The organism is Pseudomonas syringae pv. tomato str. DC3000 (genome assembly GCF_000007805.1).
GTDB classification, from domain to species: Bacteria; Pseudomonadota; Gammaproteobacteria; order Pseudomonadales; family Pseudomonadaceae; genus Aquipseudomonas; species Aquipseudomonas avellanae.
Window position 1 is genome coordinate 1,188,999 of sequence record NC_004578.1, and the last position, 12,509, is coordinate 1,201,507.

The following is a 12,509-nucleotide window of genomic DNA, read 5'->3' on the forward strand; positions in this document are numbered from 1 at the left end:
CCGACTTGGACAAACTCACGGAAGCCGGCAGCAAGGCCGGAAAAGCCGCCGACGACGTAACCGCCGGGTTCAAAAAGACCGCCGATGCGGCCGACAAGCTCGCTGAAGCGGAGGCGAGGGCGGCACAGGCTACGGCAGACGCCCGCGCTCGCCTGATTGAGACCGCCAACACGTCGTTGAAAAACAGCGAGTATTACCAGCGGCTGACTATCGAAACCACCACGAGAATTTTGCTCCGCATCAGCTAGAGTCCGGCATAGTTGCTACACCCATTTATGCGGATCACATCCAGCCCCTGCTTTCTTAACAGGACAGGCCCTTTAGGATCGTTTCAATCCAACTCTGCTTTAGATACGCGTGCAGATATTCTTCCAAGTGATGATGACATGGCATTGCGTGCTGTTTACCGCCTTCCTCGCGCAGCCGTACCCACAAGCGTCGGTTTTGCGTGTACACGTCCTCAACCCTCATGGTTAGCGCTGCGCCGATCCGGGCGAAGGAAAAGACCATTAACGCAATCAACGCCCGGTCGCGCAGATCATTATGTCCACGCTGCATGACACTTGGGGGCTACTACTAACATTTTGGGGACATTCCAGCGGCCACGCGCCTCTGCTAGGTCTCAATAAGGCTCCAAAGGTCGCATGCCGAAGTGCATGAGCTAAGGGTAGCTCACCGTTAAGTGATAGCGATCAGATTTGGACGATAGCAGTCACGGGCTAACGAACGGTGACATCAGCGGTGGCTGAAAACCCCGGACAGACCGGCATTGTTTGTGTTTCAGCGCACTTTTCTCGCACGCGAGAAAAAGCCGAAAAGTTTCCGAATCGGAAATTTCCTACAGCTCAGCCGTAAAGGTCTTGATGCCGATGCCTTCGGCAAGGCGCCCAAGTGCGCAGCGCCTCACGGCGCGAGCGCACCAGGTATTAAGGTCCCTGCGCGTCATGACTTTCCTATCTTTTTGACGGCCTTCTGGATGCATATGCCTCGTTCAGGCGTAACTAGCGATCCAGTCGTATCCGCTCGACCTCGTCAAGGCTGATCTCGTCACGTCGCCGGTCATATAGCTGCGTAGTACGCGTCGACGCGTGATTGGCCATCGCCGCTGCATTTTCTAGGGTGCCGCCATTCTTCAGGTAGGCCGTGATTCCGGTGGCCCGGAATGTATGGTTGCCGATTGACGTTTTGATCCCTGCCGCCAAGGCACGTCGGCGCACCATCGCATGGGCATTGGCCTGCGGCAGGGCGTTAACGCTCAGCTGCTCGGTACCCCGCCCAATCGTACGGAACAGCGGCCCTTTTGGATCATTGTCAATACCGGTCTCAACTAGGTATGCATGCAGGTACGCTTCTAGCGAGTGTTGACAGGGCATTACATGCTGCTTGCCGCCCTTTTCCTTTAATCGCACCCACAGCCGCTGGTTCTGGATATAGACATCCTCGACCTTCATCGCCAAGGCTGCGCCGATCCTGGCAAAGGAAAACACCATCAATGCTATCAGCGCCCGGTCGCGCAGGCCTGCCGGGGTGCAGATATCGATGCTGTCCAGCAGCTGCCGCGCTTCCAAGGGCTCCAGTACCGGCGTCTTGCCGGTGCGGCTGGTATGACTGGGCCCACGCACCGAGGCGGCGGGGTTATGGGGCACGACCTGACCTACCACCAGCCAATCGAACAGGTGCCTGATTGCGGCCAGACGCTGTTTCACCGAGGGGGCGGCCAATGTCTGCATCTGCAGCTCGATCCACGTGGCGACGTGCAGCGGGGACACTTCAGTCAGGCTGGGGACACCTACAACCTGACACCAGGTCAAGAACTCCTGGGTGGCCCTGGCATAAGCCCTGCGGGTATTTGGGTTGCGAATATTGGCCGTGAAGAACTCCAGAAAGCGCATGCCCGCACGCTCACCGGCCTGACTGACCAATACGGGGACATCCGCGCTAACCGAACCTGTCAGGACAAGCCCGCTCACGGCAGCTCGATCCCCAGTTTTTCCTTGAGCACTTCCTTGCCGTAGGCCTTTCCAAGCTCTAGCAACACGCCGAGGCCGGCAACACCCGCCTTTTCAGCGCCGGCTTTGGTACGCCGCCAGATCTCACCATCTCGGACGGTGTCGAGAAATTCGTGCCCTTTATATGTCAGCCGCTTGGGTTGCCATTCGAAATGATTTAGCCCACCAAGCTTCTCCCCAACGATGAACCCTGCATCGTGCAGCTGCATGACCTGATACGACACGAACTCGGGAGAATGGCCATCAATTTTCAGAGTCATCCAACCAAGTGGAGGCTGGTCATTGGATTCGATGGTGAGAAGAATCTGGCGCACCAGGTCTTTGTCGAGCTTCATTAGGGTGTCCTTTCCTATATGTGATAAAGGACATTATCACATATACAATTAAGATGGCCCACCGCCACCTAGTGCCGAGGAATTCTGACGAAAGACCGCTGAGCCGTTATCATGCTGCCCATATACACCCGGCATTTTGGCTGGATGTTCATTTTTTGACCGCGCCATTAATCGGCGTGAGAAGTAGGAGCAGTGCATGACGGATCAGAAGGGCGAACAGGCCATCAACAGCCTCGCCGAGCAGGCACTCAATGAAGCCCGGGCGCGTTTTTCTCCAAACGAAAGCGGTGCCGAGCCAGAATTCGAGCCACTGAAGAAAAAGCCCGGGCGCAAAGCGGCTGTGACTGCCACCAGCAGTACCCTGCAAGACCTGGAAAAGACCCTGTGGGCCACCGCCGATAAGATGCGGGCCAACATGGATCCCGCAGAGTACAAGCACATCGTGCTTGGTCTGATCTTCCTCAAGTACATCTCCGACAGCTTTGCTGGCCGCCGCGCGGAACTGGAACGCAAATTTTCCGATGCTGGCGACGATTATTACTTGGGCGGTGACGATCCGACGTATCTGGCCTCAGAGCTCGAAGAGCGTGACTATTACAAAGAAGTGAATGTGTTCTGGGTACCGGAGCCGGCGCGATGGGAGTCGCTACGTGCAGCCGCTAAACAGGTTGACATCGGCAAGCGTATTGATGACGCCCTGGCCGATATCGAAGCGGAAAACCCCCAGCTAAAGAACATTCTCGACAAGCGTTATGCCCGCGCCCAGTTGCCGGATGGCAAGCTTGGCGAACTGGTCGATATGATTTCCATCATTGGGTTTAGCAGCGACGCAAACAAAGCTCGTGACCTGCTGGGCCAAGTCTATGAATACTTCCTCGGCCAGTTCGCCAGTGCCGAAGGCAAGCGTGGCGGACAGTTCTACACCCCGGCGAGCATCGTCAAGACCCTGGTGGCTGTGCTCAACCCGCACCATGGCAAGGTCTACGACCCCTGCTGCGGCTCCGGCGGCATGTTTGTCCAGTCAGAAAAATTCATCGAAGCCCACGGCGGCAAGCTGGGAGATGTTTCCATCTACGGTCAGGAATCCAACCCGACCACCTGGCGCTTGGCGGCGATGAACCTGGCCATTCGTGGCATGGATTTCAACCTGGGCAAGGAACCGGCCGACAGCTTTATCCGCAATCAGCACAGCGATCTGCGGGCCGACTTCGTCTTGGCCAATCCACCGTTCAACATCAGCGACTGGTGGCACGGCAGCCTCGACGGCGATTCACGTTGGGTCTATGGCACGCCGCCACAAGGCAATGCCAACTACGCCTGGCTGCAGCACATGCTGTTTCACCTCAAATCCAGCGGTCGCGCTGGCATCGTCCTGGCGAACGGCTCGATGAGCTCCAGCCAGAACAGCGAAGGTGACATCCGCCGCGCCATGGTCGAGGCCGACGTGGTCGAAGTGATGGTCGCCCTGCCCGGCCAACTGTTTTTCAACACGCAAATCCCGGCCTGCCTGTGGTTTTTGGCCAAGCAAAAAAACAAACGTCCTGGCGAAGTGCTGTTTATCGACGCGCGCAAGCTCGGCACCAACATTAGTCGGGTGCAGATCGAACTGCTGGATAGCGACATCGAAAGCATCGCGCAGACCGTTGCTAACTGGCGCGGGGTGCCACTGGAGGTCGACGGCGAGATCGCCGAATACGCTGACGTTGCCGGTTTCTGCCGCAGTGTGCCTCTGGCGGAAATCGCCGAGCATGGTCATGTGCTGACCCCAGGGCGTTATGTCGGGGCCGAGGCCGTCGAGGATGACGACGAAGCCTTTGCCGACAAAATGCAGGACCTTACTGCGCTCTTGGGTGAACAGCTGGCCAAGGGCACTGAGCTCGATCAGTTGATCCGCCACAAGCTGGGGGGGCTGGGTTATGAGTTCTGAGTGGCGCGAAATTACGTTTGGAGATTTCGTTGCTATCCAACGTGGTCATGATCTGCCGGATCAAAATCGAAAATTGGGATCAGTGCCCATTCTTGGCTCATTTGGTATTACTGGTTATCACGATACCGTCAAAGCCAAAGGCCCCGGCGTGACAATTGGCCGAAGTGGCGCATCCTTTGGTGTGGCGGCATATACGGATCAGGATTACTGGCCGTTGAATACTGCGCTATATGTCACCGACTTTAAGGGGAACCATCCAAAGTTTGTTTTTTACTTCATGAGGGTATTCGACTTTTCGGGGTTTAACTCTGGTAGCGCTCAACCGTCTTTGAATAGGAATAACCTGTACCCGGTATCTATTCGTGTACCTCAGCCAAATGAGCAAATGGCTATTTCCAAGTTGCTCGCTGCCCTTGACGACCGCATCGCCCTGCTAGTCGAAACCAACACCACCCTGGAATCCATAGCCCAGGCGCTGTTCAAATCCTGGTTTGTCGATTTCGATCCGGTGCGGGCCAAGGTCGCAGGGCTTGAGCCGGAGGGGATGGATGCGGCCACGGCGGCGCTGTTTCCCGACAATTTTGAAGAGTCCGAGTTGGGGTTGGTACCAACGGGGTGGATCATAGAAAGTATTGCTAATGTGGCAGAAGTCGTTAAAGGTAAGTCTTACAAAAGTACGGAACTTGCAGAGTCGCATCACACAGCCCTCGTCACCCTTAAGTCTTTTTCTCGTGGTGGCGGTTTCCGCCTCGATGGCTTCAAGCCATACACTGGAAGCTATAAGCAAACACAGGTGGTTGTTCCAGGAGATCTAATAATTGCCTATACCGACGTTACACAAGCTGCGGAGCTGATCGGTAAACCCGCAATTGTTGTCGGGGTTGAGGATTATCAAACGCTTGTTGCTTCTCTAGATGTCGGAATTGTAAGGACAAACAACCCAAGGGTTAGCCGTCAGTATTTGTACGGCTTATTTCGCACCGAGCTGTTCCAGAGCCATACTTTCGCACATACGTCGGGCACGACGGTTTTGCACTTGGCCAAGGATGGTGTCGGTTCCTACAAGTTCGCGTGTCCGTCGCAAGAACTGGTACAGTGTTTCTCTGCTGTGACTGAAACCCTTTCTGAGCGCTGCCAGAACAACATCGATCAAATGCGAACCCTCACTCAGCTTCGCGACACTCTACTGCCGCGCTTGATCTCCGGCCAGCTGCGCCTGCCGGAAGCTGAGGCGCAGATCGAAGCGGTGTGTGCATGAGCCCATCGAGGAATCCCGCACTGCCCGAGGGCTACGCCGACTGGCTGACTCAGCTTAAAGGCGATATCACTCAGGCCCGACAACGCGCCGCCTTAGCGGTCAATGCCGAGTTGGTGCAGCTTTATCACCGCCTCGGCGGCGAAATTCGACAACGCCAGGAAGCGCAGGGCTGGGGTGCCAAGGTTATCGAGCGTCTGGCCCGCGACCTCACCGAGTCCTTTCCCGAGATCCGCGGCTTTTCCGGCCGCAACCTCAAGTACATGGCGTTTTTCGCCGAGCACTGCCCGGAGGGTCAATTTGGGCAGCAGGCTGCTGCCCAATTGCCCTGGTTCCATGTGGTGACCCTGCTGACCAAGCTGGACAGTCCTGCCGAGCGTGAATGGTATGCGCAGCAAACCGTGCTGCATGGCTGGTCACGCAGCACGTTGGAGCTGAATATCAAGAGTCGCCTGCAGCAACGGCAAGGCTCAGCGGTCACCAACTTTGTAACCCGCCTGCCAGCCGCTGAATCGGCTTTGGCACAGGAAACCCTGAAAGATCCCTACCTGTTCGATTTTCTGGGTCTGGGCCATGATGCCCAGGAGCGCGAGATCGAAGCCGGACTGATCCGTCATATCACGCGTTTCTTGCTGGAATTGGGTGCTGGTTTTGCTTTCGTCGGCCGCCAGTTTCGTTTGGAAGTTGGGGGTGATGAGTTCTTCATCGACCTGCTGTTCTATCACACCCGACTCAAGTGCTACGTGGTGGTAGAGCTCAAGGCCACGGCCTTTAAACCCGAACATGCTGGCCAGCTGAATTTCTACCTGGCAGCGGTGGATGCGCAGGTCAAAACTGAAGACGACAAGCCTACTATCGGGCTGCTGCTGTGCAAGCAGCAGAACCGCCTGGTGGCCGAGTACGCGCTATCCGGTATCGACAAACCTATCGGCGTCGCCGAATACCAACTCTTACGCGATTTGCCCGAAACCTTGGGCCGCAGCCTGCCAAGCATTGCCGAAATCGAGGCGGAGCTGGCTGGGGAACTGGACACAGGAAGTGAACTGGAATGACCGAAGACCAATTGGAACAGGAAACCCTCGGCTGGCTGGCAGAAACGGGCTACAGCCATGTCTACGGGCCGACTATCGCCTATGACGGCGAGAGCCCGGAACGTGACAACTACCGTCAGGTGCTCCTGGTCGAGCGCTTGCGCAGCGCTATAGTCAGGCTTAACCCCAAGGTACCGCTTGCAGCACGTGAGGATGCCCTCAAGCAGGTGCAGGAACTGGGTCTGCCGGTACAGCTGTCGGCCAACCGCCTGTTTCATCGTCTGTTGGTCAGTGGCGTACCGGTGCAGTATCAAAAGGACGGTGAGACCCGTGGCGACTTCGTGCGCTTGATCGACTGGGTCGAGGTGAAGGCCAATGACTGGCTGGCCATCAATCAGTTCAGCATCCAAGGGCCAAAACATACCCGGCGTCCAGACATCATCCTGTTCGTCAACGGCCTGCCATTGGTGCTGCTGGAGCTGAAAAACCCGGCCGATGTAAAAGCCGACCTGGGCAAGGCCTTCGATCAGATCCAGACCTACAAGGAGCAGATCCCGGATCTGTTCCAGTACAACGAAATCCTGGTGATTTCTGACGGCAGTGAAGCGCGCATGGGCTCGTTGTCGGCTGATGTTGAACGCTTCATGAACTGGCGCACCATCGACGGCAAAGATCTCGACCCACTGGGTCAGTTCAATGAACTGGAGACCTTGGTGCGCGGTGCTCTGGCACCGCCGATGCTGCTCGATTACCTGCGCTACTTCGTGCTGTTTGAGGACGACGGCCGACTGGTGAAGAAGATTGCCGGCTATCACCAGTTCCACGCCGTACGCGCCGCCATTGGCCAAGTGGTCAGTGCCTCGCGTCCCGGTGGTACCCATAAAGGCGGCGTGGTCTGGCATACCCAGGGTTCGGGCAAGAGCATCACCATGACCTGCTTCGCCGCCCGGGTGATGCAGGACGCGGCAATGGAGAACCCGACCATCGTGGTGATCACCGATCGCAACGACCTGGACGGCCAGTTGTTCGGGGTGTTCTCGCTGTCCCATGATCTGTTGCGTGAACAGCCCTTTCAGGTGGAATCGCGCGGTGACTTGCGCAGCAAACTGACCAATCGGCCGAGTGGCGGCATTGTCTTTGCCACAATCCAGAAATTCATGCCGGGTGCGGATGAGGACATCTTTCCGATCTTGTCCGACCGCTCCAATATCGTGGTCATTGCTGACGAAGCACATCGCACCCAATACGGCTTTGGTGCTGAGTTGAAAGTCTCAGAAGCGACGGCTGACACCGCGAGCCAGACCCGTTACCAGGTCGGGTATGCCCAGCACCTGCGCGATGCACTACCGAACGCGACCTTTGTGGCTTTCACCGGCACACCCGTCTCCAGTGAAGACCGCGACACCCGTTCGGTCTTCGGTGAATACATTCACATTTACGACATGCAGCAGGCCACCGAAGATGGCGCAACGGTCGCCATCTATTACGAATCGCGACTGGCCAAGCTGTCCTTGAAAGATAGCGAGCTACCCGCGATTGATGATCAGTTCGATGAACTGGCCGAAGATGAAGAGGACGACCAGCAGTCACGGTTAAAAAGCCGTTGGGCCGCGCTAGAAAAAGTCGTCGGAGCCGAACCACGTATCCGCAACGTTGCAGCTGATCTGGTCAAACATTCGGAGGAGCGTAATCAGGGCCTGGTAAGCATGGGCCAGATGCCTGGCAAGGCCATGATCGTTGCCATGAGCCGGGAGATCTGCGTGCACCTGTACAACGAGATCACCGCCCTGCGCCCGGAGTGGCATGACGAAGATCCAGAAAAAGGCGCAATCAAGGTCATCATGACGGGTAGCGCCTCGGACAAGGCTTCGCTGCGTCCACACATCTACTCAGGGCAGATCAAGAGGCGCCTGGAAAAACGCTTTAAGGATCCGCTTGATCCACTCAAGCTAGTAATCGTCCGTGACATGTGGCTGACCGGCTTTGATGCTCCCTGCGTTCACACGCTGTACGTCGACAAGCCCATGAAGGGCCATAACCTGATGCAAGCCATCGCCCGGGTCAACCGCGTATTCAAGGACAAGCAGGGCGGCCTGGTGGTGGATTACATCGGAATCGCCAATGAGCTGAAAGCTGCGCTCAAGGAGTACACCGGCAGCAAGGGCAAAGGCCGACCGACCGTGGATGCCCACGAAGCCTATTCGGTGCTGGAGGAGAAGCTCGACGTCCTGCGCAGTCTGCTGCACGGCTTCGATTGCAGCGATTTCCTCACCGGGGGCCACAAGCTGTTGGCCGGGGCCGCTAACCATGTGTTGAGTCTGGAAGATGGCAAGAAGCGCTTTGCCGACACCGCACTGGCCATGAGCAAAGCCTTTACCTTGTGCTGCACCTTGGATGAAGCCAAGGCCGTCCGCGAGGAAGTGGCGTTCTTCCAGGCAATCAAGGTGATCTTGATCAAGCGTGAAGTCAGCCAGCAGAAAAAGACCGACGAAGAACGCGAGCTAGTCATCCGCCAGATCATCGGCAATGCCGTGGTCTCTGGCGACGTGGTGGACATTTTTCAGGCCGTGGGCCTGGATAAACCAAATATCGGCCTACTCGACGATACGTTTCTCGCCGAGGTGCGGAATCTTCCCGAGAAGAATCTGGCAGTGGAGCTGCTGGAGCGTTTGCTCGAAGATGAGATCAAGAGCCATTACAGCACCAATCTGGCCCAGGAGAAGAAGTTCTCCGAGCTACTGGTCAATGTGATCAAACGCTATCAAAACCGCTCGATTGAAACCGCCCAGGTCATCGAAGAACTGATCGGAATGGCCAAGAAGTTCGCAGCCGCCAGTCAGCGTGGCGATGCGTTGGGGCTCAACGATGACGAACTGGCGTTTTACGATGCCTTGGCCAACAACGAAGCATCGGTACGCGAACTGGGCCACGAGATCCTGGCCAAAATTGCCCACGAGCTGACGGCCAGTCTGCGGGCCAACGTCAGTGTGGACTGGAACAGCCGCGAAAGTGTGAGGGCCAAACTGCGCATCCTGGTGCGACGCATCTTGCGCAAATACAAGTACCCGCCGGATCACGCGGAGGAAGCGGCTCAGCTCATCCTCAATCAGGCGGAAACTCTTTGTGAGGCATGGTTGTAGCAACGCGCACAGGCTGAAATGTCTTTGTACGCTGACTACTACCGGCGACCGATTTATGCGACAGGTCAGAGCCAATAAATCCAGCGCATGCAAGGTTGTCGCATAATTCAGCAGTAAAGCGACGACTTTGGTCTGGATATAGAACGACTGCACCAAAGTCGGCCACACTATATTTGTACTGGCTATTAAGCGGCTGACTCTCTATCGTCAGCAAGAGATACATCGTTGGTCAATGCCGAGCGCACTGCTTCGTCGTTGAGCATTCGTATAAAAATGAGTTTCTTTTTTTGCGAGCTAAGATCAACAAAATTATTACTAAAAGTTATACCTCTACTAAAAACAGGGAAATCATTACAGACATTGATTATTTGAGGGATTGTCAGTCCGACAGACAAAATTCGGCCATTTAATATTTTCGCAATTTTTCTCATGCTTGACTTATTCTTTTTAAGGTCATCAAATATTTCTAAAGGGTTGGCGTGAGCGCTCATATCTATAACATTCAAAGAAACTATTAAGGGGATTACTTGGTTGACCATGTTGTTAATGACGGCATCTAGCCCATAAGACGCCTCTAGTCTTTTGACATTTACTATATAATGCACCCCATTATACATGAAGAAATCAATATTCTTGTTAATATCAATTACATCATGGCCAACGCGTTTTAGTATATTTCTCTGAGTGCTCATAAACGATAACTTGCTTTTTCTATGTAGAGCTATGGGAAACTTATGCTGATAAAGATATAAGTTGGTATTACCATCCGTGAGCTTGATAACCATCCCTTTAACTTTTTCTAAAGGCTGTGTTGCAAAATCAAACGAATTAACAGTACTGCTAACTGTCAAGAGCGATATGAGCTCTATGGTCTCAAAAATCGGCGCTTTTGGTAAGATATCGTACTCGTATACGTTATTTGAGCTATTGAACAGAGATGATATTTTTGTCAGAACAGATAGACCTGTTGAAATATCAATAACTTCGCTCCGAAAACTGGCCTTAAAGTTTGAGGCCAAGTCTGTTTGGGCATTTGAGTCCAAATTAACTCGGTTAAATGTAAGCGCGACTGTAGCGCCAGGTGCGGCTGACGTCTCGGATACAAAAAAGAGTTCTGCGGTGGTGCTGCTTGAACCAACAAATGTATTAAGGCCGCTAAACATTAAATAATCTCCCTGACTAACAATGTGTCATCATCAAGCTTGATGTATTGTATTTTTGAACCGTTTGTCAATCGACCGTGAGACACGAGAACAAATGTTTTCTGTGGTTCGTTTTTAATTTTTGCCTTGTATATCCTAAATCCTATAACCGCGAGAGAAGGGTTTGAGTAGAACCTGTTCGTCTTAACATATATGACCCCAATGGCAAATATCATCACAGCCAAATTAATAGCTGTTCTTTTTTTGTCCACGTCGGTGAAGACAAGAGGCATGATATATGTTGTCAAAAAAGCAAGGTGCTCATGGTTCTCATCAGAAACCTCTTCTATTATGTAAGTCGCTGACCAGCCCGCCAGAAAACCCACATAAAGAAGTCCAAGACTGAGGACGCCAATAGTCATAAAAAAAATGCTCAAAAGGAATATATAATTCGCCGACTTCATAAAGGACAGATCAAAAGCTTTGAGATGCTGCCAAGCAACAGAAAAATCAATACTAATGATTTTAAGCAGGAATATCTTGTCGTATGACATAATTGCCAATGAAAAAAATAGCAGCCATAAAGACAATATATATAGCATTGCCTTCAAAAAAGTATTACTCATTTCTGACAGTCCTGATTGTAGAAGGCAACAAAAATACGATACAAAATGCCCGATACTTAGTTGCTGATCCTAACAGTCTAGCTCATTTTAATTATCATGCAAGTTTGAATATCTTAAAAGCAACATATGTTATCTTAAGCAACATGTTATTCCTAGCGCTGCCATCGAGTCCGTATTTAGAAAAATCGGTTGCAACACTCAGAACCTAGCAATAGCAGTGACCATCAACGGGCGTTACAAAGCTGAACTTATTCACAAGCTAGGAAAATGGAAAGCGAGAGACTCTAGAATTAGCCTCCGAGAACTCGGGGCGATCCAAGTGAGCACAGGTGAATACCTAGAAACTGACAATATTTGAGTGCCGGTATTGCGGTCACACTGTGTAGTTATTGTGGCTATATTGTGGTAGTACAGTGTAATCAATGTGGTCATATTGTGGTAGTACAGTGTAATCATTGTGGCAACACTGTGGTAATTGATATCTTATACTCATATAAAATAATTATGCTGCCCTCTTGATACAGCTATCAGTACTGTTTACCTTGTTGAGCAGAGGACAGGGTAGGGTTTGTCCCACCGCCGCTTCGCGTCGTTAGGCCACCGGCCCGCTCCACTCGCTCCGCTCGTTCTGCGGTCCTAACCTTTTCCCCTGCTCAGGGCTTCGCCCCGAGACCCCGCCGCAATTCGGCCAGTTAATAGCATGATCGTGTGTTGTCTAGGGGGTGTTTATGTCATCAAGTGAGAACCGTAAGCGCATAGTAAACCTCAAGTTACGCTGTTTGCCGGAAGAGGCAGACCAGATCAAAGAAAAGGCCATTGATAGCGGAGTAAGCATTTCGGAATTCCTGCGTTGCGCAGCATTGAAACGCAAAACACGTTCGACTATAGACAGCCAGATAATAAACGAACTACGTCGTCTTGGAGGGCTACAAAAGCATCTGTTTACTGAGGGCGGAGGGCATACAAACGGTGGACTTGTCTCCAAAGAGTATGGCGAAATTTTGGTCAATATAAAACGCGCGATTCAGAGGATCGAGGGTTAAA

General features: G+C 53.2%; 11 protein-coding genes. 6 read left to right on the forward strand and 5 right to left on the reverse strand.

The features are described from left to right. Nucleotides 1-5 precede the first annotated feature (5 nt). On the forward strand, nt 6-248 hold the full coding sequence (locus tag PSPTO_RS05710; protein ID WP_057443116.1) for a hypothetical protein: 243 nt from the start codon (nt 6-8) through the stop codon (nt 246-248). Nucleotides 249-303: 55 nt separating this feature from the next. Here the strand turns inward: PSPTO_RS05710 and PSPTO_RS05715 are convergent, their stop codons facing one another. The 3 genes from PSPTO_RS05715 to PSPTO_RS05725 form a co-directional block, all read right to left on the reverse strand. After that, complete coding sequence (locus PSPTO_RS05715; protein WP_226992683.1) at nt 304-558, reverse strand: tyrosine-type recombinase/integrase; 255 nt, start codon at nt 556-558, stop codon at nt 304-306. A 443-nt stretch (nt 559-1,001) separates the two neighbouring features. After that, on the reverse strand, nt 1,002-1,970 hold the full coding sequence (locus PSPTO_RS05720) for a tyrosine-type recombinase/integrase (RefSeq protein WP_057443118.1): 969 nt from the start codon (nt 1,968-1,970) through the stop codon (nt 1,002-1,004). Further along, nucleotides 1,967-2,344 (reverse strand): DUF2513 domain-containing protein, encoded by a 378-nt coding sequence (locus tag PSPTO_RS05725; RefSeq protein ID WP_011103417.1) that lies wholly within the window; start codon nt 2,342-2,344, stop codon nt 1,967-1,969. Before PSPTO_RS05725 ends, PSPTO_RS05720 begins: the two co-directional genes overlap by 4 nt. Nucleotides 2,345-2,540: 196 nt before the next feature. Here PSPTO_RS05725 and PSPTO_RS05730 point away from each other — a divergent pair, with 196 nt between their 5' ends. The 4 genes from PSPTO_RS05730 to PSPTO_RS05745 are packed head-to-tail and all read left to right on the forward strand — an operon-like array spanning nt 2,541 to nt 9,697. Next, complete coding sequence (locus PSPTO_RS05730; protein ID WP_011103418.1) at nt 2,541-4,271, forward strand: type I restriction-modification system subunit M; 1,731 nt, start codon at nt 2,541-2,543, stop codon at nt 4,269-4,271. Continuing rightward, nucleotides 4,261-5,529, forward strand: a complete 1,269-nt coding sequence (locus tag PSPTO_RS05735) for a restriction endonuclease subunit S (RefSeq protein ID WP_011103419.1) — start codon at nt 4,261-4,263, stop codon at nt 5,527-5,529. The genes PSPTO_RS05730 and PSPTO_RS05735 overlap by 11 nt, the downstream gene beginning before the upstream one ends. Continuing rightward, nucleotides 5,526-6,578, forward strand: coding sequence for a PDDEXK nuclease domain-containing protein (locus PSPTO_RS05740; RefSeq protein ID WP_011103420.1), 1,053 nt, complete (start codon nt 5,526-5,528; stop codon nt 6,576-6,578). Before PSPTO_RS05735 ends, PSPTO_RS05740 begins: the two co-directional genes overlap by 4 nt. Continuing rightward, nucleotides 6,575-9,697 carry a type I restriction endonuclease subunit R gene (locus PSPTO_RS05745; protein ID WP_011103421.1) on the forward strand — a complete coding sequence of 1,041 codons (3,123 nt, stop codon included), beginning with the start codon at nt 6,575-6,577 and terminating at the stop codon, nt 9,695-9,697. The genes PSPTO_RS05740 and PSPTO_RS05745 overlap by 4 nt, the downstream gene beginning before the upstream one ends. Nucleotides 9,698-9,882: 185 nt before the next feature. Here the strand turns inward: PSPTO_RS05745 and PSPTO_RS05750 are convergent, their stop codons facing one another. Together PSPTO_RS05750 and kwaA are read right to left on the reverse strand one after the other, a co-directional pair. Further along, nucleotides 9,883-10,860 (reverse strand): DUF4868 domain-containing protein, encoded by a 978-nt coding sequence (locus PSPTO_RS05750; protein ID WP_011103422.1) that lies wholly within the window; start codon nt 10,858-10,860, stop codon nt 9,883-9,885. Then, nucleotides 10,860-11,465 (reverse strand): anti-phage protein KwaA, encoded by a 606-nt coding sequence (kwaA, locus tag PSPTO_RS30180; protein WP_057443119.1) that lies wholly within the window; start codon nt 11,463-11,465, stop codon nt 10,860-10,862. The genes PSPTO_RS05750 and kwaA overlap by 1 nt, the downstream gene beginning before the upstream one ends. A 728-nt stretch (nt 11,466-12,193) precedes the next feature. Between kwaA and mobA the strand changes: the two genes are divergently transcribed. After that, a complete protein-coding gene (mobA, locus tag PSPTO_RS05760) occupies nt 12,194-12,508 on the forward strand; it encodes a plasmid mobilization protein MobA (protein WP_011103424.1) in 315 nt (104 codons plus the stop codon). The last annotated feature ends 1 nt before the right edge of the window (nt 12,509 follow it).

What these genes read in the sequence shown, in the direction of transcription:
- kwaA (WP_057443119.1), bottom strand. Translation starts at nt 11,465, where the DNA reads ATGAGTAATACTTTTTTGAAGGCAATGCTATATATATTGTCTTTATGG.
- PSPTO_RS05725 (WP_011103417.1), bottom strand. Translation starts at nt 2,344, where the DNA reads ATGAAGCTCGACAAAGACCTGGTGCGCCAGATTCTTCTCACCATCGAA.
- PSPTO_RS05715 (WP_226992683.1), bottom strand. Translation starts at nt 558, where the DNA reads ATGCAGCGTGGACATAATGATCTGCGCGACCGGGCGTTGATTGCGTTA.
- PSPTO_RS05730 (WP_011103418.1), top strand. Translation starts at nt 2,541, where the DNA reads ATGACGGATCAGAAGGGCGAACAGGCCATCAACAGCCTCGCCGAGCAG.
- PSPTO_RS05745 (WP_011103421.1), top strand. Translation starts at nt 6,575, where the DNA reads ATGACCGAAGACCAATTGGAACAGGAAACCCTCGGCTGGCTGGCAGAA.
- PSPTO_RS05740 (WP_011103420.1), top strand. Translation starts at nt 5,526, where the DNA reads ATGAGCCCATCGAGGAATCCCGCACTGCCCGAGGGCTACGCCGACTGG.
- PSPTO_RS05750 (WP_011103422.1), bottom strand. Translation starts at nt 10,860, where the DNA reads ATGTTTAGCGGCCTTAATACATTTGTTGGTTCAAGCAGCACCACCGCA.
- PSPTO_RS05735 (WP_011103419.1), top strand. Translation starts at nt 4,261, where the DNA reads ATGAGTTCTGAGTGGCGCGAAATTACGTTTGGAGATTTCGTTGCTATC.
- mobA (WP_011103424.1), top strand. Translation starts at nt 12,194, where the DNA reads ATGTCATCAAGTGAGAACCGTAAGCGCATAGTAAACCTCAAGTTACGC.